Source organism: Viridibacillus sp. FSL R5-0888 (assembly GCF_038009105.1).
Lineage (GTDB): Bacteria > Bacillota > Bacilli > Bacillales_A > Planococcaceae > Viridibacillus > Viridibacillus arenosi.
On record NZ_JBBPAU010000001.1, the window covers coordinates 2764739 to 2787819 of the forward strand.

Annotated in this window: 21 protein-coding genes, 4 tRNA genes, 1 pseudogene and 1 riboswitch; of the genes and pseudogenes, 3 read left to right on the plus strand and 23 right to left on the minus strand. The window is 33.9% G+C overall.

All coding sequences use genetic code 11. The features are described from left to right. Positions 1–295 precede the first annotated feature (295 nt). Positions 296–2398 (minus strand): DUF2339 domain-containing protein, encoded by a 2103-nt coding sequence (locus tag MKY02_RS13800; RefSeq protein ID WP_340711394.1) that lies wholly within the window; start codon positions 2396–2398, stop codon positions 296–298. Between the two features lie 261 nt (positions 2399–2659). Then, positions 2660–2809 carry a hypothetical protein gene (locus MKY02_RS13805; protein WP_162148722.1) on the minus strand — a complete coding sequence of 50 codons (150 nt, stop codon included), beginning with the start codon at positions 2807–2809 and terminating at the stop codon, positions 2660–2662. Between MKY02_RS13805 and MKY02_RS13810 the strand changes: the two genes are divergently transcribed. Beyond that, positions 2745–2960, plus strand: a complete 216-nt coding sequence (locus MKY02_RS13810; RefSeq protein WP_143691076.1) for a hypothetical protein — start codon at positions 2745–2747, stop codon at positions 2958–2960. The genes MKY02_RS13805 and MKY02_RS13810 overlap by 65 nt on opposite strands. Positions 2961–3088: 128 nt before the next feature. Here the strand turns inward: MKY02_RS13810 and MKY02_RS13815 are convergent. The 9 genes from MKY02_RS13815 to MKY02_RS13855 form a co-directional block, all read right to left on the minus strand. Further along, positions 3089–3161: transfer RNA gene (locus MKY02_RS13815), tRNA-Phe, on the minus strand. A 3-nt stretch (positions 3162–3164) separates the two neighbouring features. Then, positions 3165–3241, minus strand: a tRNA-Met gene (locus MKY02_RS13820). 32 nt (positions 3242–3273) lie between these two features. Next, a tRNA-Ser gene (locus tag MKY02_RS13825) sits at positions 3274–3366 on the minus strand. 6 nt (positions 3367–3372) lie between these two features. Continuing rightward, positions 3373–3447, minus strand: a tRNA-Gly gene (locus MKY02_RS13830). A gap of 455 nt (positions 3448–3902) precedes the next feature. After that, complete coding sequence (locus MKY02_RS13835) at positions 3903–4082, minus strand: hypothetical protein (RefSeq protein WP_340711396.1); 180 nt, start codon at positions 4080–4082, stop codon at positions 3903–3905. Between the two features lie 23 nt (positions 4083–4105). Beyond that, positions 4106–5710 (minus strand): M20/M25/M40 family metallo-hydrolase, encoded by a 1605-nt coding sequence (locus MKY02_RS13840; protein WP_038189716.1) that lies wholly within the window; start codon positions 5708–5710, stop codon positions 4106–4108. After that, positions 5710–7140, minus strand: coding sequence for an amino acid permease (locus MKY02_RS13845; RefSeq protein WP_076035083.1), 1431 nt, complete (start codon positions 7138–7140; stop codon positions 5710–5712). Before MKY02_RS13845 ends, MKY02_RS13840 begins: the two co-directional genes overlap by 1 nt. A gap of 24 nt (positions 7141–7164) precedes the next feature. Continuing rightward, on the minus strand, positions 7165–7926 hold the full coding sequence (locus MKY02_RS13850) for a dimethylarginine dimethylaminohydrolase family protein (RefSeq protein ID WP_076035082.1): 762 nt from the start codon (positions 7924–7926) through the stop codon (positions 7165–7167). A 13-nt stretch (positions 7927–7939) separates the two neighbouring features. After that, the gene (locus MKY02_RS13855) at positions 7940–8809 is read right to left on the minus strand and encodes a dimethylarginine dimethylaminohydrolase family protein (protein WP_340711401.1); all 870 of its coding nucleotides are present in this window, start codon (positions 8807–8809) and stop codon (positions 7940–7942) included. Between the two features lie 135 nt (positions 8810–8944). Here MKY02_RS13855 and MKY02_RS13860 point away from each other — a divergent pair, with 135 nt between their 5' ends. After that, positions 8945–9676: an IclR family transcriptional regulator gene (locus MKY02_RS13860; protein ID WP_038189727.1), complete on the plus strand. Its 732-nt coding sequence runs from the start codon at positions 8945–8947 to the stop codon at positions 9674–9676. 168 nt (positions 9677–9844) lie between these two features. Here MKY02_RS13860 and MKY02_RS13865 read toward each other — a convergent pair whose 3' ends face one another. Continuing rightward, entirely contained in the window at positions 9845–10144 is a 300-nt protein-coding gene (locus MKY02_RS13865) for a DUF3817 domain-containing protein (protein WP_038189729.1), read from the minus strand. A gap of 343 nt (positions 10145–10487) precedes the next feature. Then, a complete protein-coding gene (locus MKY02_RS13870; RefSeq protein ID WP_038189732.1) occupies positions 10488–10814 on the minus strand; it encodes a nucleoside triphosphate pyrophosphohydrolase in 327 nt (108 codons plus the stop codon). Positions 10815–11087: 273 nt separating this feature from the next. On the opposite strand from MKY02_RS13870, the pseudogene MKY02_RS13875 reads away from it, so the two are divergent. Then, positions 11088–11335: pseudogene (locus MKY02_RS13875) on the plus strand (IS3 family transposase); the annotation flags it as partial. Between the two features lie 76 nt (positions 11336–11411). On the opposite strand, the gene MKY02_RS13880 reads toward MKY02_RS13875, so the two are convergent. The 10 genes from MKY02_RS13880 to MKY02_RS13925 form a co-directional block, all read right to left on the minus strand. Next, positions 11412–13061 (minus strand): pyridoxal phosphate-dependent decarboxylase family protein, encoded by a 1650-nt coding sequence (locus MKY02_RS13880; RefSeq protein WP_076065970.1) that lies wholly within the window; start codon positions 13059–13061, stop codon positions 11412–11414. A gap of 170 nt (positions 13062–13231) precedes the next feature. Beyond that, positions 13232–13480, minus strand: coding sequence for a hypothetical protein (locus MKY02_RS13885; RefSeq protein ID WP_038189737.1), 249 nt, complete (start codon positions 13478–13480; stop codon positions 13232–13234). A gap of 200 nt (positions 13481–13680) precedes the next feature. Beyond that, positions 13681–14802, minus strand: a complete 1122-nt coding sequence (locus MKY02_RS13890) for a methyl-accepting chemotaxis protein (protein WP_235175773.1) — start codon at positions 14800–14802, stop codon at positions 13681–13683. Positions 14803–14859: 57 nt separating this feature from the next. After that, positions 14860–15570: a hypothetical protein gene (locus tag MKY02_RS13895; protein ID WP_038189752.1), complete on the minus strand. Its 711-nt coding sequence runs from the start codon at positions 15568–15570 to the stop codon at positions 14860–14862. Between the two features lie 57 nt (positions 15571–15627). Further along, complete coding sequence (locus tag MKY02_RS13900) at positions 15628–15996, minus strand: hypothetical protein (protein ID WP_038189755.1); 369 nt, start codon at positions 15994–15996, stop codon at positions 15628–15630. 128 nt (positions 15997–16124) lie between these two features. Beyond that, positions 16125–16211, minus strand: a riboswitch (cyclic di-GMP riboswitch). Positions 16212–16869: 658 nt separating this feature from the next. Further along, on the minus strand, positions 16870–17049 hold the full coding sequence (locus MKY02_RS13905) for a MarR family transcriptional regulator (protein ID WP_076035079.1): 180 nt from the start codon (positions 17047–17049) through the stop codon (positions 16870–16872). Positions 17050–17309: 260 nt separating this feature from the next. Next, positions 17310–17756 (minus strand): YfmQ family protein, encoded by a 447-nt coding sequence (locus MKY02_RS13910; protein ID WP_076035078.1) that lies wholly within the window; start codon positions 17754–17756, stop codon positions 17310–17312. A gap of 395 nt (positions 17757–18151) precedes the next feature. Then, positions 18152–19582, minus strand: a complete 1431-nt coding sequence (pdxR, locus tag MKY02_RS13915; protein WP_038189763.1) for a MocR-like pyridoxine biosynthesis transcription factor PdxR — start codon at positions 19580–19582, stop codon at positions 18152–18154. A gap of 690 nt (positions 19583–20272) precedes the next feature. Next, complete coding sequence (locus MKY02_RS13920; protein WP_038189766.1) at positions 20273–20422, minus strand: hypothetical protein; 150 nt, start codon at positions 20420–20422, stop codon at positions 20273–20275. Between the two features lie 372 nt (positions 20423–20794). Next, positions 20795–22936 carry a penicillin-binding protein gene (locus tag MKY02_RS13925; protein ID WP_340711405.1) on the minus strand — a complete coding sequence of 714 codons (2142 nt, stop codon included), beginning with the start codon at positions 22934–22936 and terminating at the stop codon, positions 20795–20797. Positions 22937–23081 lie beyond the last annotated feature (145 nt).

Here is a 23081-nt window from a genome sequence, read left to right on the forward strand (position 1 = left end):
TTTTCAGAACCATAATAAAAAGAATTTAGTGGTATTTAATCGATTATTGTTAAATAACCACTATATAGAATTATACATTATAAAACCAAAAAATATAGTATTAATTTACCATAACTTTATTCACAAAAAAATTAATGTATTCAGAAATTTACATACCATTAAACCTATCAACGTGCTTCATATATGAATACAAAGTTATACAAACCAAAAAAACTAACTCAAGATTGCACATCATGAGTTAGCCTGATTTTTAGTAAAAATATGTTACTTAATGAAAGAAACATACCTACCACTATCATTCTTCTTTTTGTAATAACTTATTCGACAACCACAAGCCAAATCCACCAATACTAATAAAGAGAATTGCTCGAATGAGTAAATCCAAATATGAAAGGTCAAAGAAGATTAATTTTGCTATTCCAAAAACTAATAGACTGTATCCAGTATACCGGATGAATTTTTGCTGTCCTTCCGAACTAATCCATAGGGCAATACATGCAGTAATAAGAATAATAATCGTATGCCCTGTATATAGGAATCTTTCACCGAAATAATAAACTGTATGAATTTGTGATAGCAATGTAATAACTGCAATCATATCTACAAGAAGTCCAATAGAAATAATTGGTCCCACGGATTTTCTTAATATTTCTTGCCATTTTCCAAAGTAATTTTTCCCGTTATAAATTGAATATAGTAAGTAACTAAATATAACTACATAAACTATTCTCAAGACAATATTTTTGACAACTACCTGGTCAGACAATTCATCTAAGGGGAATACATAAATCATTGAATAGCAGAAGCTAAATAGGAATACTACTGGTAAAAACCTTCCGATAAATTTCTCTTTTATAAATAGCATTGCAATAGTTGTAACAGCTAAGACAATTAATAAGAAGTATGGTAACTCACCTTCTATATGAAAATAGCCATAATCTACCTTAGCAAAATAGGAGAATACATAAAAGCTAATTAAAATCGGTACAATCTCTAATATTGCAAACTCTTCCATTGCTTTTTCAAAACGCCCTAATTTACCTTTTGGACGATTTGCAATTATAAATAAGACTAGCATATATACAATTATGAGTAATTGATTGATATTTTCGAAGCGCCAAAATGGATCGACTGAACTATCTAAAAAGACAAACAAAACAGTAAGAGTGAATATGAGCGAATTTGTTATTTTCATTAAGCTGGCACGTAAACGCAAAGCTAAAAGCAAACTTACAAATGCGGTAAATGGTAATAAGAACTCTTTCAAATTAGTTGCCAATTCTAACTGAACAACGAAATTCATCGCAGCAACTAATGCCACAGTAATGAAAACATCCAAAAGTCTTCTCTGCTTTTTCAAATAAGCATAACTTCCAAGTCCGATGAAACCAATCATGTAAACTAGTAAGAAAAAGCTATTATAATTAACTGCTAGTAGATTAATGAAAAATAAACTAATCATACTAATACCAAACAATAGACTCTCATATAATGTTGATATTTTTTGTTCAACTTCATAAAACCGAATCCAACTGAATATGAAGATTCCTAATACAATTAAAAATGTACAACCAAATGCAATCTCTTGATAATTATTCATAAAACCAACAATTAATACTGCCATTTGCGAAAAGAGTAACCCTGCATACAGTGCAATTATTTGTTGATGCTTCCAAATAACAATTTGTAAACAAGCAAATAATAAAACAATAAAGCCTAATATAATAGTCTCACCAAATGCCATATACTCAAGTAAATATGGCAGAAGTAGCGATGTGAATGCTACAAAAACAGTCAGTACTTCACTCTTTTTCATATAACTAATAACAATTCCGTATGCAATATATAACATTGCAACGAGCAGAGCAATCAGTAATGACAAAACATCATACAAAATGGCTCCAGCAGCCGTCGTCAAAATACCGATGATAAATGCACCACCATAAAGCGTAATATACAGTGCTTTTTGACGTTTCTTTTTATACTCCATAAAGTATGCTAACCCAACTAAAACAAGTGAGAATACGTAGGCTAATGCAATTTTAAAACCATTAGCTAGAATGCCATAATCACTGATTAACTTTAATCCCCATAAAACGCCAAATACTATCATAATCATAAAAACTTTTGGCAATGACCAAACTAGCATCTCTTCTATAGACATTTCTTTTTTAGGTTCTTGAAGTGGTGTTTTATTTACTTTCACTTTCTGCACAGGCTCCTGTTTAAGCGGCTCTTTCTTAATAGCAGGTTTTATTTCTGTATGTATGATTTCAGCTTTTTCTACTCTTTTGGTTCGTGGATTGATTTGATTTTGTAGCTGAGCCATATCCCTCTTTAATATGGAAACTTCCTGCTCTAACTCAATTAGTCTTTTCTCTAAATCATTTGAATGCACCCACACTCACCTCCTACTTAATATACACGTCATTATACACATTACCTTTACACAAAACAATAACTTTTGTTAAAAAAGATGTAAAATTACACTTTTTAAAAAGAGATGATATAGTTTTTATTAATAAACCTTAATAAAACCTCTTCTTAACATATGAAAAAGATTCCGACGATATATCGGAAGCTTTTCAAAATGTAATATAGTATTTTTATTCGATTAGATGCTATATCTAGTTATTCACATTAACTCTTAGATATTCTTTCAGTCAATTTCTAATGGCTTTGTAGAAGTTAAAATTATTCTTTCATCACTATCTACATGATCTTCTACATGATCCTCATATTTTGTGACCTTCCTCGTATCAGGTGCGAAAATTGCTAGAATTAGTGATAATAGTAACCCAACAATCATAAAGCTTCCGAATAATATCCAAGTTAGAAGAACATCCCTACTAATTAGTAGATGCATGCGTGGTACATTATACGACTGGCTGCTCTTCGGAGCAGATTACGACCTTGTTCAAGAGAGCGATCAATTTATTCGCATTTTCTTAGATGGATGAAGAAAGTAAATAGCAGTTATACTTCCTAAGTGTTTGTCGTACAGCTCTACATCACATTCAAAATCAGACAACAAAAAAGAGTTATCCTACAAGTCAATTAGACTATTAGGATAACTCTTAATTATGTATGGGTCAGGACGGAATCGAACCGCCGACACTTAGAGCTTCAATCTAATGCTCTACCAACTGAGCTACTGACCCGATTGGTTGCGGGGACAGGATTTGAACCTGTGACCTTCGGGTTATGAGCCCGACGAGCTACCGAACTGCTCCACCCCGCGATAATAATATTGAAAGCCCTATTTAGATAAAATGGAGGAGGAAGAGGGATTCGAACCCCCGCGCGGTATGACCCGCCTGTCGGTTTTCAAGACCGATCCCTTCAGCCAGACTTGGGTATTCCTCCGTACTTTGGAGCGGAAGACGAGGTTCGAACTCGCGACCCCCACCTTGGCAAGGTGGTGTTCTACCACTGAACTACTTCCGCATTTGTTATGTGCTCTTTAGTACATAAATTAATTTAACACATAATACATTTATCCGTCAACACTTAAATAATATGTTAGAATATTTAATTTTTAAGGTATATTAAAATAACAAATACATATTGATTCCCTTTGTGCTTCCACAAACATATTTTCTCCTAGAATATCGGCATGTTTACTATAGTTCTAGATGGTTTTTCTTTTATTCTATATCTCTATTTTATTACGATACTTTTTAGTCTGGTCTTCGCATTTTTACTTATAACTGTATTATTGTTATATAGCAAAACATCTAAATGTATCAATATAAATTTCTGACTCTATTACTTTGCATGACTACTAAAATGCATTGGCTTTCAACTTTTCACTACATGATGTTCATATATATTAACCACAAAAAAACGTCTCATACATCAATTTTCTGATGATGAGACGTATCTTTCATTACGCTATTGCTTTAATGAGAAAAGCGATTTGCAAGTTCCTCAAAATACTGCACGCCATAAATTAGCGCTTTTTCATCGACTTTAAATTTAGAGTGATGCAATGGATACGCTTCACCCAATGCCTCGTTATTGACAACTATAAATAGCAGTGATGCAACGCCTTCAAAATCGGCAACAAAACCTATTTCCAAATTAATGTATCTAATTGGATTATTTAACTATTTATCTTGTTGCTTGAACTTACATACTGTAATAATTTGTATAACAATTCTGGCATTTCTTCAAAAGCACTTTTCACATGTAGACGCTCTGATATTTGATGTGCATCTTTTCCAAACGGCCCTACATTTAACACTGGTGCTGTGAATTGTTCCATTTCTTTAAATGGTATTGAATATGTTTGTCCCCAAACTGGCGTATTTTTTTCATACGTTTTCCAATCTTTATCTGCTGTAAATTGACAATAACTCAGGTCACAAATTCCATTGAAATAATGAATATGTTCTAATGGAATATCATATTTCTTAGCTTCTCCTAACAATAATGAAATTGCTCCATTAATCAACGGATTTTCAGAAGAATTCGCCGGCGGATAATATGGTGGTGCAAACAGCAATACAACTGCTGGTGCTAATTCTTGACAGTGAATCATTAATTGGTCTGCAATGCGCAATGATTTCTCACGATCATCCCACTCTTCTTGACCAATTACTTCATCGATTATTGAAGTCACTTTTGCTTCACCCAGCTTTTCAAGTGCATGGCTTTGCAATTCCTCAAATTTGATAACTCGAATGTTACCTACACCGTCAATAGCCTGTTTTTGACAAAGTTCATCGTATCGCTTCTGGCATTTTGCCATCGCTTCATTTGCAACAGATTCAAAGATCGACATAATTTCACCCGCACTACGTTTCAATAAGAAGACGTTATACATTGCTACTGCACGATAAGGTGTTTGCGTTGAATATTGTGTTTTTAAATCTTTTAGCTGTAGCGAAACAGGAAGTGGTGTTTTTTCACCGTAATCTTCTTCACAGAATCGTTCATTCCATTCCATTTCCTGTGTTAAGAAAGAACTCATATAAGGAGCTGTAATACCTTTTAGTGGTTCTCCAACATGTGTCTCTTTACCATAGAAAAGGGCTGAAGGCATGATTTTACCAATCGTTCCAGAATAAATATATTCCTGTAAATCTGCCGGTCCTTGTGAAAATGATGGCTCGCTATTTAAAAATAAGACTAATTCTAGATTCTCTTTTTCTTGTAAATGTGTAATATGTTTTACCGCCTGACGCATACCAGCAGAGTTCACTTCCTCATCTGGTACAGTTATTAACAGTAAATTCAATTTCCATTGTTCTTCAATTGCACGCTCCATCAATTGCATATGAAGTGCCAGTCCCATCTTCATATCCATTACGCCTCGACCAAATAAATAATCACCTGATTGTAAATCCTTTTGTGCTGATTTAGGTAATAAACTTGGATTTGCTAAAAAGGCTTTTGTTAGCTCTTCAGGCATCGTTGCAAGTGGCATTAATGAACCGTACTCTTCAATCTGTACCGTATCAAAATGGCTGATTAAAACTACCGTTTCTTGTACTTCAGGATGCTTATATAAAGCAGATACAACTTGGCGCCCTTTATCAACATCACATAATTCAATATTCTCTGGATGCTGTTCAAAATAAGGTAGCTGTTGTAATTTAGCTTGTAACTTCCTTGAAAATTGTTGTTCACCAGTAGTCAATGTCTGGCTTTCCCAACTGACTAGTTCACATATTAATTCTCGTAACTGCTTGGATGTACCCCACATTATGTCTCGCTCCCCTTTTCAATAATCACTTTTTGATCTTCAGGTGCAAAGGACTTCCCCTTTAGCCTCACTTGATAAAAGATTAAACAAGCTATGAAAAACCCTACCCCGTAAGCTAAACCAACTCTTTGCGTGGAATCCCATGCAAGAAACCCTAAAATCAAGGCGCAAAATGCGATACAAAAAAGAGGAATAAATGGATAGTACTTTACTCGATAACCTAAATCCTTTAGTTGCCCACCGTTTTTTAAATAATGCTTTCTAAACATTAACTGCGATAGTGCAATACCCATCCATGAAATCGTAACTGAAATTCCAGCAATAGACATGAGCAATACAAACACAGTATCTGCTTCCATAACACTCGTTAAAAGTGACAACAATGAAAATACCATTGTAAATACAAGAGCATTAAAAGGAATTTTGTTTTTATTGACTTTTCCGAAAATTCTCGGTGCCATTCCTTCATTTGACATCGCCCATAATAACCGAGTTGATGCATAGAGACATGAATTTCCAACGGATAAAATAGCTGTTAATATAATGAAATTCATAATATCCGCTGCAAATGGAATTCCTACTAAATCTAACAGCGTTACAAATGGACTCTCTAATAGACCAAGTTCACTAGATGGGAAAATAGCAGATAGAACAATAATAGAAGCAATATAGAAAAGTATAATACGAACTAAAATCGTACGAATAGCTCTCGGAATATTCTTTTGAGGGTTTTCCGTTTCCCCTGCTGCAATACCTACTAATTCAGAACCTTGATATGAGAATATTACGTTCATCATCGTGACAAAAATAATAGCAATCCCAGCTGGGAATAACTGTGTTGGCGCTAAATTTGTTAAATGCGGAGCTGGACGATCTGCAATCGGAACCCAGCCGATGATGACAGCAATACCAATAATAATAAAAATCACAACTGCTACTACTTTAATACCTGAGAACCAAAATTCTGTTTCAGCAAATCCTCTTGTAGACAAGGCGTTTAAAGAAAACAGAAGTAACATAAAGAGTGCACACCATATCCAAACTGCTACATCTGGAAACCAATGTTGCATCAATATTCCAGCAGCTGTAAATTCAACACCTGCGGTTGCAGCTGAACCTACAAAGTACATCCAGCCAAGGGAAAAACCTGCAGATGGATGTATATATTTTGTTGCATACGTTTGGAATGAGCCTGTTACAGGCATATGCACGGCAAGCTCACCCAAACAAGTCATCACCATATACAAAATAAATCCACCAATTAAATAACCAATAATGGCACCACCAGCACCTGCTTGATTAATCGTATAACCAACGTTTAAAAACAAGCCTGTACCAATCACTCCCCCAAGTGAAAGCATCAATAAGTGACGGCTTTTCATGGATCTCTTTAATTGGTTTGACTCATTCACCCCTTGTTGATCGTTCATACCCATCCCACCCCATGTATGTTTTTAAAAGCGAAGTGACAAGCAGCTTAAGCCGCCATCTTGTTTTTGGAATTCACTCATCGGTAATTCAATAACGCTATATCCAGCTTGTTCTATTTTTTGTTTTGTCGCTGGGTAACCTGCAGGAATAATGACAAAATCATTGACTAAAATACAGTTCGCTGAATATTCATCTTCTTTCGGAATAACGATTTTGTCGTATGAAGAAAATAGTTCGTCTTCAACAAATTCACCAGCTAAAACCATTTTGTTGTCACCTAAATAAGCAATTCCTGTTTTCAAATGGAAGAACTCTTTAAGTGGTACAATATGAGCCACGTAATCTTCTTTTTCTAAAATAGCTTTTAATTGTTCAGCACCTTGTTGATTTGTACGCTCTGAAATACCAATGTAAAAAGTATTATCTGCTTGCAATACATCGCCACCATCTAATGTGCCAGGATTTTCGATGTAATAGATTTTTTCAAATAAACCTTTTAATACTTGTTCCATTTCGACAATTTCACCATTACGACTAGCTGCACCTGGGTTTGATACGACTGCAAAATCTTTTGTTAATACTGCAGTATCTTCTACAAAAGTAGAATCTGGGAATGCTTCATCTGCTTCTAAATAAGTAACCTCTACTCCACAAGTTTTTAACGCTTCAACATAAGCTTCATGTTGTACTAATAACCCTTCGTAATTTGGTGTACCTAAATCAGAAGTTGTTAACCCCTCTACATAACTTTTACCTGGTTTTTTTACAATAACATTTGAAAACATTTTATTATCCCCCTTAGTATCTTTCGACTGGGCAAGTTAAACACGTTGGCCCGCCTGTCCCTTTTACTGTGATTTCATCGCCTTTATACGTATAAACTGTTGCTCCTGCCTCTTTCAATAGTTGTTCTGTAACTGGATTTCCAGCAGGTAAAACACATACTCTTGGTGCTAGCGCTAAAACATTACAACCAAGTGAATCGTATTCATCATTTGGCACCTCAAGTAGAGTAAAGCCTTTTTCTAAAAGCCATTGGCGCATGAAGACTGGCATTAGTCTTGAATGTACAACCGCTAAATCCTTGTCCACTATGCTGATGAAAGACATTAAATGCAAGCAAGCTTCTTCACCTAAATCATGTGGTAAAGGAACAATCATCACTTCATCTACAAAAGGTTTGAAGATTTCTTTAAGTTGACGAATCGCTTCATCATTCGTACGGTAGCCTCTCCCTATCGCTACTGTCCGCTCATTTAACCAGACAATATCTCCACCATCTGAAATAGCTTCCCCTTTTAAGCTACCGATGATTGGTATATTCTTTTCTGTCAAAAACTCATTAAACACATCTGCTTCAGGTTGTCGCAATTCTTTTCCTGAACATAAGATGATAGCTCCGTGCGGTGTAAATTTCACTGGATCATGTGCATATAAAGAATCCAAACCTACAGTTTCGTTTTGTGGCAAGAAATCTATCTTTTCAACATGCTTTCTTAAAATATCTAGAAACGATTCGTACTCATTTATAGCTTCTTTAAAATTCGGCTCACTAAGATAAAAATATTTCTCCCAATTCCCTTGAAGATGCTGTTGGTTAATAAACGCAGCATCGGGACTTTTCACAATGACACGTTTCAAAGGTGCATACATTGAATCACAAAACATACTTCCCCCTCCTTCTTTCCGATGAACGGAAAATTTTTCCGTCAAAAGGAAACTATATATTTAGAATATATGAAAAATATATTATAATGTCAATATATTTTAATGAATCTGAAAATAATACTAGAGGTGAATTTTATGCAAACAATCGATCGTATAATGCAAGTAATTGGAATTGTTTCCAATGTAAAAGAAGAAGGCATTACCATTACCGAATTAACACAACAAACAAAATTACCACTTGCGACTTTGCACCGTATGCTCACTTCACTAATTGAACATAGACTAATAGTTCAAGATAACGAAACAAAAAAATACCAACTAGGAAATATTTGGCTAGAGTTCGGTCTTCAACTTTATGACCGTTTCGATTATGTAGCGTCCATTCGTCCTGAATTAGATCGATTGGCCAATATTGTCAATGAAAGCGTGTATTTAAGTAAACCAATTGGGACTGAAGCTATGGTGATTGAACGTATTGATGCGCCAAATAATCGAATACGAATTGTCGATCAATTGGGTATGAGAATACCGATGCATATTGGGGCCGCAAATAAATCGATGCTCGCCTGTATGTCAAAATCTCAAATACATGACTGTGTAAAGAAAGCACTGGCACCAAAGGAAATGGAAGAATTGTTTGAAAAGTTGTTAGTAATTCAGGCTAATGGTTATGCAATCAGCTATGAGGAGAAAACAGAAGGTACAGCTTCCATCGCAGCACCGATCCGCCAAAGAAATGGTGAAGTACTAGGCGCAGTAAGTATAGGCGTTCTACAATTTACACTTACAGAGGAACGTATTGAATTTTTAAAACAGGAATTGTTGCAAACTACAACGAGAATTTCACAACAACTTGGTTTTTTATAAAATTTAATTCTAGAACTAAACCTTTGGCTTCCCTTTTTTTACACAATTGCGTTAACAAGGAAATAAGCATACTTACTATTCTATAGAAGACATTTCGCTTAAGTTTTATATAAGTCTCTCAATTTAAAAACAACTACAAAAAAGCCTGACAATTAATTGTCAGGCTTTTTAATAACGCTGTTCAAGCTTTTTTAATTTGATATCATATATGAAATTTCCAAATGGTATAAATGCTACTGCAAATGCTAGCAATGACCAAACAATATTCCAACGAACACGAATTGTTACATATAATATAACTAAAACGTAAGCGACGAAAATGAATCCATGTGCTGCGCCAGCAATACGAACAGCCATCGGAATATCTAACATATACTTCATAGGCATCGCTATAAATAATAATATTAATAGCGAAATGCCATCAAAATAGCCAGCTAATCTCAGCTGACCAACAGGGTTTTTTAGCATAATTTCTCTCCTACAAACAATTTACCACGATAAAATCCGAAGGTACTTCTAGCTTATCGAATTTTACAGTACCGTACAATATTGTTTGTTTAAAAAGAAAGTATGTTGTGTCTGATTAATGACTAAAGAATATCGATTAGTTTACAGACAAGAATGCGAGTGACTGCAAAAAGATTTGAATCGTTAATTTATTTCTTACACTTTTGCGTAATTTTCCAAAAAACAACTAACTATGTCTTGATATCATAATTCTACTTTTAGTTGTAAACCTTCCACACTTAATAGAATAATTACATTGGATTTTATTTATTATTCAACTACATTTAAGAAAAACACTTGTAACTTATTCATCCTCTACTTCTATTAAATAGATCCCGTCTGAGAATCCACCTCGTTTTTCTTTTTTCGATAAACGAATCTGTTCCAGCTCCTCGTAAGAAACCCCATAAACAGCCAATGACGCATGAACTAACTCTAATATATCTGCAAGCTCCTCAACTGCGTCTTTTTGTACTTCTGCTTCATTAAATTCAAGTGCTTCTTCTGTCATTTTTAATTTCAATTCTAATAAATACTCTTTTGGTGCTAAAACTCTAGTTGAGTATTCTTTCCCGGTCTCCTCAATTATTTGCGGGATTAAATCTCTTACTAGTTTGTTGTATGTGGGCACTTTTGATCACTCCTTCTATGTTTTGCAATGAAGAAATAATTTCAATTACTAATACTGATATAGCAACAATTTTAAATACTTAAACTTACCTATTTTCTGAATTTACGAGAACAAATGAAGAAAGAAAATATCACTATAAAGAGGTTAGACCTACTCCAGAAACAATGGGAAAATTATTACCAAACATTATTATTAAATAGAACTTGCATAAAAAAAGGTTTCAAATCCACAGTGTATATTGTGCAGCTACAGTTATCTAAGCTACCAGAGGGTCGTATTCTACATAATGACCAAGGTTCAGTTTATACATCCTATGATTATCAAAAAGCAGTCAAAGAAAAGGGAATTACCATGAGCATGTCACGGAAAGGCACGCCAGCTGATAATCCCCAATCGAAACGTTCAATCTCGACAATATCTATCTCACACCGAACACATGTGTGATACAGATTATCGAAGAATACATTACTTATTATTATATTATCCGTATTCAAACGAAACTAAACATTCGACTTTTTTAGGAGAAGTTTCCATCATCAATCAACAATGTTACCTAAAAAAAGTATCTAATCTATTGATTATTCTTTTATTACCTCTTTACGATCTTATAATTACATTTTCACTACTTCTTGTTTTAAGAAAAAATTCTAGGTGTTCTTTTAGAAATCCAACATAACGTTCGACCTCTTCTATTGTTGTGTATGGCGAGATTGCAAAAAATTTATGTGCATATACGGATATCCGCTTGCTTGAGTTTGCTACTTCCACGAGACGTTGCTTTTTTGTATTTCCAAAGAAGACAGTATCTCGTTCGGCACCAATTACCTCTGCAAACTCGTCATTAAATTGATTGTTTTCTGTTATTTCTTCTACGGTTAAAAGTCCGTTCAATTCATCATTCCATATTGTCTTTTCAGGATAAAAACGGAATGTTGTAATCGGCGAAACTTCATTCGTGATCACCACATTCGAAACTTCTTTTATTAACGTCTCTCTAAATGTAATATTGACACGAATATAGTTGGCTAAAAGCTCTTGATAGCCTTCGATTCCAAATGCCAATAAAGACGCATAAATCGTCAAAGCACTTCCCATTCGCGAACACTCGAGCGTGTAGCCAGTATGATAGCTACCATAACTGCGATTCCCAACATACGGCGTTTCCTCTGCATCTAAATCAACATACTTAAGATACTCTCTGTTTTTGATTAAAAACAAACTCGTGATATATGGCGTTTGTCCAAGCTTATGGAAATCAAAGACCATACTATCTGCAAGCTTGATATGTTTAAACTTCTGTTGATAGGATTTCAATACCTCATTAACGTTGTTTTCAAATCGCAGAGGATTACTTTCAAAGTCGTAATTATTAAAGAAAGTATACATGCCACCCATAGCAGAGTCTGCATGGATATAGATTGGATATATGCCATTAGTGCGTTCCAATTCTTCTGCTATCCGCTTAATTCCCTCAATGTCATCAACCCCAAATGTATCAGTAGTTCCCATTGTGGCAAGGACATAAAGTGGAATGCCGCCTTTTGCAATAACATGCTCCATTTTTTCTTTTAAATCTTCTAGATTCATAGAATGATCAGCATTGACTTTCACGCGTATCATGTTTTCTACGCCAATCCCAGTTGCTTCTACAGATTTATACAAACTGTAGTGTGATAGCTCTGAACAGAAACAATAGAGATTTTGCGGTACACCACTTTGATTAGAGGACGGCGCGTAACGGGCAATGGCAAGACGTAAAGAGTTAAAGACAGCCCCTTGTCCTCCCCAAGTTGTATATCCTGCACTGATGCTTTCATCGTATCCTATAAGTTTGGATAGCATACTAGTTACTTCAATTTCTGCTGTAGCCGCTGCTGGGCCTTCTACATCCCAAATATTGTTCCCATTGACAAGCACCATTACTAAATTCCCGATAATACTAGCAATATTCGGAAGAGGCGCTGCATTAGCTACATAATTTCTATTGACATACCGGTGTCCTTCTACCAATTTGAGAAGCTTCTGAATCACTTCCTCCATCGACACACCCGTTTTCGGAACATCAGCCTTTTGAATAACACGATTATAGTAATCCTCTGTGTACTCGGGCATTTCTCCTAGCGTTAGTTTGTTAGGGTCCTTTAATTCATCTATTTTCGTTAAAATTGTCCTAAAGTAAGACAATATTTCCTCTCTTTGAAAGTCATTCCCGTCCATACTAGGAAACAATTTTTGTACTTTCTTCATTGTTTTAGCTCCTTGATGTTTTACTAAAAGTAGTTTTATTTTTAAAAAATTTAAATCCCATCTGATAGACCTGCTGCATTAAGAACGATGATGATGGCAATTGGAACTATATATTTTAAGAGAAAATAACAACTGTAAAAGAATATGTATCTTAACATTCGATCCTTGTTTTAATTTCGGCAAACAAATCTTCTTTTGAAATATTCCAGGATACAAAAATCGCGATCAATAATGCACCTACCTAAAGGCATCGAGATATCGCTGACTGCATAATCCATCAGGTCAAAGATGATCTGTTGGACATCTGTTAGCGCACCATACGAAAGACAGGATGGGACTTCAACTATAAAAATGAGAATATCAATAAGCCAAATGGCTTTCATGCGCTTAATCGAATCATTTTTAGTAACTGCAGCCACACCTTGCCCCTTTTGCACTTTTTATCAGTTTTTGCCCAACATAAAAAAGAAGCTTTCCACAAGTTGAATCAACCTATGAGAAGCACTTTTATATTTATCAGAGAGCAAGGTGAAAATCTTTATACTGCTAAACTGACCTTATTTTCAGCATCTTAACCCACTTTAGTTTCCGCAGCTTCAAAACCATGATTCCATGTAAATTATAATTTGTTTACATCATCTTTTAACTCTACAAGACTCTCAGCTTCCAAAACAAGTTTTTGCATTGTATTTAGTTCATCATCACTAATTTCTATTAGTTCCTCAAACATTTCAACAGATTCTCGAGAGATAGAAGCTATCTCAACAATTGTTGTCATTATCTGATGAGAAGCAGAAGATAACTCTTCTGTACTTGCAGAAGAATATTCATTATTTTCTGCAATGACCTTTGTAGTAGATAGAATCTCTTCAAACATGGTTCCAACCTCTACAATGTTCGTATTTGTATCTTTAAATTCTTCAGTTCCCTGTTGCATTGACTTGACAACTATTTCAGTTTCTTCTTGAATATTCTTTACAATATTTGATACTTCAGAAGAAGACTGGCGTGATTGTTCGGCTAATTTTCGAACCTCATCAGCAACAACCGCAAATCCTTTACCATGTTCACCCGCACGGGCAGCTTCTATTGCCGCATTTAATGCCAATAAATTTATTTGTTCTGCAATCCCTGAAATCACTTTTACAATAGTGCCAATTTCGTGAGATTTTTCTCCGAGTTTATTTATTGCATCAAATGTTCCATTTATCGTTTGATTAAACTGATCCATTTTCCCTAAGGAATCCTTGAGCTTCTCGTTTCCTTCTTGCGTCAATTCTAAAGTAGTATTTGATTGAAATGAAATTTGATTTGATCTCACTGATAGATCTTCGATAGCCTGTGCCATTTCTTCCATAGATTCGGCACTTTCTTCTGTAGCTACTAATTGTTTCTGTAATCCTCTACCTACCTCATCGATTGCCGCTCTAACAATATCCCCTTTTTCAGAAGCATATTCTCCAATTTCAGCGAGATTTTCTCCTTTTTCATGTACATTTTTTGAAAATAAATATTTTTTTTCCCTTGTACTGCTGAAAAACTCAATTAGTTGATTAAATACAGCATGATTAGAACTTTTTTCATCAACTTTACTTGCGATATTACCTGCTGATATTTCTTTCATTCCATTTATTATTTCTTTATTAATATGAAGATGATGTTTTAGTGAAAAATATCGGTAAGCAAAATACACCGCTACCACCATTAAGATAACAATTATTCCTAGCATAACAGCTTCCATGATAAATATATCTCCTAACTCCTATTAATTATTGAATAAGACTCAATTATGATTATTTTAAAGCTCCTTTATAAGGATATATGTTCCATCCGCTACATTTGCAGGAATACCATTCAACTTACTATTATCCAGATATTTATGAACAATATAATTTCCGTCTATATCTTTATATTTTTTCATATTATGATATTTTTCCATTACACGTATCGACTTCGGATTTGTCGCTTCACCTAAAACGGCCTTCACCCCTTGTGATGATGCCTTTGTTAGCAATTCATTTCCTAATTGTTGAATAATTTCGTGACGTTCATGTTCAGCTGTCACTCCTAACATGAATAGGTGTAATAACTCTCCATCTTCAATTTCTTTTCCGTTTCGTTTTTTATAATCTTCCATGAAACGTTTATCCACATCTTCCAGAACACGCAGAATTACATTCATATCATAAAAAGAACCTTCAAATATATCTTCTCCGATAATCTCTGGTGCATTTGTATCTCCAGCAAGCACACCAACAACATTATTATTAATATCCAGAGCGACTGCGCAATATCCCTGCTCTATTGTAGAGTCTAAATATTCCTTGGTAAACATATAGAAATCTTCATAACCTATATTTAATTGACCTACCATCGGTTCCTGAACCCATTTTCCTGAAACGTCCACTCCAATAAATGAGCGAGCCAGGCATTCAGCTGCTTTCTGAATTAAAGCTGTTTGTTCCTTCGTTATAATCTCATATGTATACAACTCTTGTGTTGTTTGCACTTATTGATCTTCCTTCCGAATTATAAAATAAAAATTTCTTTTCTATTGGACCTAACTTTACATAGAATGAGGTACTTTATCGATAAATGTACCTGTGAACTCAATTCTTTCAAGTGCATTCCTAATTTGCACTTGAGCAATTTTAGATGAAGGTTTTACTACAAGGATATCCTTAAAACCTAAGCTAGAATAAAATTGCATCGTTTGCTCCAACTGTGGTACAACCTTTGATGGAACAGTTGTTTGGTGAGTCCCATCGACAACAAACGTATAGTCTTTTCTTGATACTTTATTAATCGTATCCTGTAAATCTATCATATAACCTTCTGCATCTTCCTCTTTCATTAATCCATGCACCTGTACATGAACTTCCTTCGAAACCTCATGAATTGCCATTTTATATTTCTTTTTATCTACGACTATCATCTTTTAATTCCCTTCTTCTTTATGATCTGCTATACTACATTGTTAACATTTGCACGTTCTTCTCGTAGGAGTGTAATAAAAAAAGCTATCCCAGATATAGATAAGATAGCCAAATAATCGTTATTATTCTTGGCAACCCGACTATCATTATCCAAGAGGATTTTAGATTCGTAGCTTTGCGTCCTTACCTTTCAATAAGTTTGCCTTTTTCAATTTTTATAAATAGTACTAATCTCATGCTCATATATTACTACAACATTATATATTACTTGTCATTTTTTGTCGAACTAGAATTACAAGAATTTTTTCTTAGTTTACATACGAAAAATGCCCCCCTCCTTATGCATTTTAAATTCCATATTTTGTAATATTAAAAAATCCATATTTTTCTAGAATAGTGTGTAGCTCTATTACTTATTTATTGTTCCTTTGGTATAGGATTACCTTGTAAATCTGCTCTACAGTGAGGGCGGATATCTGAACTGTAATCAAATAAATTATTTCCACTGGAAATTAGTAGTATAATCTATGATAAAGAATGAACTTTCGTTTTATAACAAAAGGGGAAGAGGTAAAATAGCCTTTTTCAACTAACAGGTACGTTAGTTAAATAAGAATTAAACAACTTATAAAAGCCTTACTACAATAAAGTGTAGTAAGGCTTTTATATTTTTATATCAAAATCAAATAAATTTATTATCACTTTACGGTCTTAAAGCCAATTTGTACTGTTTGAAATAAAGTCGAGATGTTATTTAGCTGTTGTTTTACCAATGTACTTTTTAATTTGCTGTTCTCCATCTATTGGAGGGAATGCTATGGGGACAGCATTCAATTGATATTTTTCTTGTAGTGCTAATTCAAGGTTAAAGACTAATCTCTAGGATCGTTAATAACGATGTTCACGTAATTTTTTTCTTTGGCGTTCTTCAATAACTTCGAAACAGTAGGTCTAGACAGATCGAGAGCTTTAGCGATTTCACCTTGAGTCTTATCTAAATCGTAATACATCTTTGCTACATCTACACTAAGTAAATCTTTATCATTGAACATAATTAGCTCCTTTAATGTACTCGTAATAAATAATGATATGCTTCTTCAATGAAAGTCAGTTAAAAACCTTCATAGTATATGGTGTCCGTTGTCATTGGAATTGCAATATGAGGGCGTTTCGGAAATCAAAAACAACTTAACGCTTTACTTTATATTATCGTTCAAGCAATACCAAAGAAGTGATTTAATTTCATTATATGGCGACCTCAATTTGGAAAATACAATTCATGAAGTTATTGTAAACATCTTTAAAAGTATACTTACTCCACAGTTCTATTAGTTGACATATTAAATTTTTGTAGATCATCAGATCTAAGACTATAAGAAACAACTTTCTTCTTCCACTGCTTAACTACATCAACGTTATTTTCGGGATTATAAACAAAGTAATTAACATCTTTTTTGCCCCTTTTTAAGTTGATGACAAATGGAGTTACATTAGTCTCTGGATGTAGGAATAATTTTTCATTGCCTGGAAATATATAATGTTTTTTTAAAAAGTTAGCTTCATTAAAATACTCAATAAATCTAATTTTTTCTTCCTCTTCTAAATGCTTTCCATTAAATGTTACAGTAACATCTTCTGAATCAAGTTTTTGATGAAGTTCAAATTTATCTAAAAACCATGCCACAAGTGCATTTGGAGGACTCATTAACAATTTAAAAATAATTCCAATCACTATCATAATAGCAACTGTCCATGTCATATTATATCAACTCCTTCAATAATAATATCTGGTTACTATAGGCCAACATTTTAATAGTAAATAATATACTATCACAAAATAGTAATTTGCAAACAAGGGCTATTTTTAATAAGACACCATTACAACCCTCAAATCGGGCGCTAAAAACGTCCGATATCCCTTTGTATACAAATGTTAAATGAAAATCAATTCACTCACATAGCCACAAATAATTTTTAATTAGCCTATATGGATGTTTCATCAACTACCACTCAATGATAAAGGATTTATATTTTTATTAACCATCCAATTGGATTATTTTTTGACCATCCACTTATCTTAAGAATTAAATTTAAAATAAATGTTAATAACAAATTTCCTTAAAATATACGAGATGCTTCTCCAGAAGGAAATGTTTACAAACAATTAAGAGCTTCTGCAAACCTTTTGATTCCTTCATCAATCGAATCTTCATCTTCTCTTGCGAAAGTAAAACGAACAAATCCATTTTTAGATCCCATTGTAGAACCAGGAACATAAATGACGCCTTTTTTAATTGATTCTTCAAGTAATTGGATTTCATTAAAACTTTTAAGGATTTTACACCAAATATGAATACCACCTTGAGGAATAGAATATTCCACCTGGTCTTTTAAATATATATCAAGGCTTTTTATAATTTTATCTCTCCTTTTTTCTAATTCCTTAATTAAACGGTTTATATGAAAATTGAAATTTTCTGATTCTAAAAAATCATTTGCTATCCATTGTGTATAGCTAGAATGTCCAAAGTCAATTTGTTGCTTTGCATCGGATAATCTTTCAATCACCGATGTTGGGCCAATAATCCACCCTATTCTTAATCCTGAGGCAACAATTTTGGACAAAGAACTAATGTATAATACGTTTCCGTTCTTATCTATTGATTTAAGGGTAGGTATTTTATCTCCTGAAAAAGCTGTTAAACTATAAGGATCGTCTTCTACTACTGGAATCCCAAGCTTTGAGGATATATCTAAAATAGCTTCTCTTTTTTTTACATGCATTAAGGAACCCGTTGGATTTTGAAAATCTGGATTTAAAAAAATCATTTTAATACGGTGTTTTTTATATAATGACTGCAAATCTTCAGGGTTAATTCCATCCCTATCGACAGGTAGATAATGTATTTGTATACCTGCTGATTTAAAAATCGGAAGATTATAATTGTAAGAAGGATCTTCTATTGCTATTGAATCTCCAGGCTTTAACAAACATTGTACAATTAAATGTAATGCTTGTTGCGCTCCTGATGTTATAAGTATTGAAGAAGGATTAGTTTCGATTCCCCGACTTTTTTTTATATGTTTTGTAAGAGTTTTTCTTAGGATTTCACTCCCCTGTGGATGATCGTATCCTAGGCTTCCAATAAAAGAACGTGTAGAGGTTATCTCCCTTAAAAAGCTTTTTGGGAAAAGTTCTTCTGACAATTCACCTGTAGCTAAATTTATTAAATTATGTTCAACAGCTTCTTTTCTTATTTTTTGTGTCACAGGTAGATTAGGGAGAAAAGAACCTGCCCCAATATACCTATTCCAGCTAGGAATTCGTTTTTTTGTTATACCCCATATATCTTTACTAATGGTAGTACCACTTCCTCTATTTCTTTCAATTAGCCCATTCGATTCTAATTCGTCATATGCATTTACCACAGTACTTCTATTTATTTCTAAAATATTTGCTAAATTCCTCTCAGATGGCAATGGTTTATCAGGTGGGAATGTCCCATCTGCAATTCCCTTTTCAATATAATCTGCGAGTTGTTTATAGATAGCTTTTTTTGCTTTTCTATCAGGTTTCCAATCCATATATACTCACCTCACAATTTCTATTAAACTTACTTAAAATTTTCCATTTATCTTTTAGCATTGCCATTAAAGATAAAAAAATTAATACTAATATAAATTTTACTTGTAATTAACCTTCCACTTTAAAATTCAATACACATTTTCTTATAAGAACCACATTGAAATGACATAGCCATTATTCAAAATAATAACGTTGTAAACAGGGGGTTCACCAGCTACAATTCAAGACAAGAATTACATGATTTGAACGGATTTTTCTGTTTTGATAAAAAGCGTAAAACCCTTATATATAAATGGTTAACCGCGTACTGTATGATATTACGAGTAAGCCACCTGAGTCCCCGGCAAGAGATTTTTAGGTTAGTGTACAGGACGCCTGCTTACTGGCTAATGATGTGTGAATCCTAAATAGGCAAGATACTCGCGTAGAAGCTTGAGTATTGGAGTTTCTGGACGAGGGTTCGACTCCCTCCGTCTCCATATTTAAAACTGTTATAAATGCAATTATTATTGTGTGACGTAAAGCATAAATGTCAAAATCAATTAGTGAGGAATGGATATCTGATGATGAGTTTTTTGTCACCGAATCTGCAATTTAGGAGAATAATAAACTCTTTCATCAATTGAAAAAAAGAACTTCGAATAAGAAAAACATAGGGAGGTTTTAGTCTTCCTATGTTTTCATTCATATTATTTATCTGTTTGTTTTTGCTTTTTTTTCAAATACTCCGCACGTATTTTTTCAAGTTGCTGCTTTTTATCAAATTTGGCAGGCTTAAGTTTTTCATGATACTTTGCCACAGCCACCTGACCTTTGGTATCCAATTGATATTTCCCCACTTTGTTCACCTACTTTTCTTGTCTTTAAAGAGAATCTATTCAACAAATATAATATACATTATTTTACTGAAGTAAACCTTTTTACTTTATTAGTATACTGCCTAACCTTGCATATATCAGTAAAAACTTAGTAAAATAATTCATAGCCAAATGGTATTCATTATACTTATCTTTACGACCTTAAATTTGCTGATTCATTTTAAAGTCATCAATCAATTCGCTAATTTTAACTAAAATAAAAAACCTCTTCCAGTTATTTGTTATAAATAACTGGAAGAGAGTTTAATTTTTGAAATATAAATAGTTGTACGTTAATCATTGATTTAGTTCTTAACAAACTTCGTAGTCGTCTTATTCTCAATAATTTTTTAACTACTTGTAATGTTCCTCCGGTTTTTTCATTTTCAGAATAATCTTTTTGTTTCCATTTAATACACTACCAGCTTTAACACTTTGTTTTTGTACATAGCCTTCGCCGTTAATTTCTATATTAGCACCAGCCATTGTTTGATACGTTAAAACGTTGCGGAGTGACCAATCTGTAAAATCAGGTACAACTGAATCCCCATCTGTCTTCAAAAATACCAAACCACCAGATAAGACTTCTGATTTTTCTGTAGGATATTGATCCGTAATTTTATCACCATTACCTATAATGACTGTTTCGATTCCATTTTTTCCAAATTCTTTTTCAACATCCTCAACAAGTTGGCCTTTTAAGTTTACCATCGTTTGAGATTTCGTTTTCTTAATTTTTTGAGGCTTAATATTTAAGTACTTTAAACTACTTCCCATCACTGTATTAAACACTATTGATGTTGGCTCAGAGCCCACTTCTGTTGGCCCAAGTTTCGGTTTTCCCACGGCAATGTACATAACTAACTGAGGATCATCTACAGGAGCCATGCCTAAAAACGAATACAGAAAATAATTTTTTCCCCTTTCATCGTATTTACCCGTTGATGGGTCTGGCATTTGCGCAGTCCCTGTTTTACCTGATACTTCATATTCCTGACTTGCAAAATCTTTAGCGGTTCCATTTTCAGAAGTAATAGTAGTACTCAAAATCTTTCTAACTTCTTTTGACGTTTTCTTAGAAATTGGTTTACCTTTAATAGTCGGCTTGTTTTCTTTGACGATTTCCTTCGTATTCGGATTTACAATTTTCTCAATTACATACGGTTGCATCATTTTCCCATCGTTCGCAATGGCTGAAACAGCTTGTATTAATTGTATAGGTGTGACTGTAGAACCTTGTCCATAAGTTGTTGTTACACGGTTAATAGGATATTTATCTAAGATTTGTCCTGTAGCTTCATTTGGTAAATCTATTCCTGTTTTTTCACCAAAACCAAATTTGTTTACATAAGAAATGAATTTATCATCTCCTATTAGTTTTAAAAGATGAGCCATTCCTACATTGGATGAGCGCTGAATTCCTTCTAAATAGGTGATCGGCCCCCAACCTTGTCTGTTATTATGATCTCCAATTGGTACATTTCCTACCATGTATTGACCAGACTGAAACTTCGCGTTTGGAAACCATTTTCCTTCTTCTATAGCAGCTGCTAATGTAAAAGTTTTCATTGTTGAACCTGGCTCTATCGTCAACTCGGTCAGTTGGTTTAACCAACTATTTTCAAGTCCAGTACCGTCTTGTGGGTTGTATGTAGGTCTTTGCGACACAGCAAGTATTTCTCCGGTTTTCGGATTGGCAACGACTGCTACCATCGATTCAGGATTATATTTTTTGTAAACTTTGGACATAGAATCTTCTAAAAAGTTTTGTATAGTCTTATCAATCGTGAGATATACATCCGCACCATCTTTCGCAGGTTCTACCATCTTATTGCTATTAGGTAGCAAATACCCCCATAAATCACTCTTATATTGAACCCTTCCATCAGTACCGGATAATTCTTTGTTATAGATGGATTCTAATCCCATTTTCCCTACCGTTCTAGATTGTCCGTCTTCTTGAGTATCCCTTTGAGCTAAGCCTATTAAATTCGATGCAAAGATACCGTTTGGATAAAATCGCTTTGTTTCTTCCATGAAAATGATACCTGGTAGCTTTTCACTACTAATGTTCTCCATTACTAAATGACTAATATTACGACCCGCAGCACCAAATTCTACTTGGCGAATTTCATTACCTTGTGCATTCTTCGCCTTTGTATTTAATTTATCAAATATATCTTTTTCGCTAACAGGAAGATATTTTGCTAATATATTAGCAGTCTTCTCTTTATCTGCAACGTGCATAAGAGTTTTAGTTCCTTCAGATGCTTTAGGACTAATTACAGCTACTAAGCGATAGTTAATAGTATCTTCTGCAATAACTTGTCCTTGCCGATCAAGAATGGTCCCTCTATTAGCTGTAATTACTTTTGATCTTTCGTATTTTGCTGCCGCTTTTGCCGCCAAAGCTTGCCCCTCTACCTGACCTGAAGCTTGAATAAAAAATATACGGAAAAACATGGCAAAAAAGAGGCCACCGTAAACGATTAGCATTAGAAAAGCTCCCCATTGAAATCGAAATTTTCTTTTCATTGTCCAGACACTACTTTCACAAATTTTTTGTTTCGCTTCAAGCCTAATGAGTTCGTAACTGACAATAATGAAATTAAGATTATTATGGCACGGAGAACACTTTCTC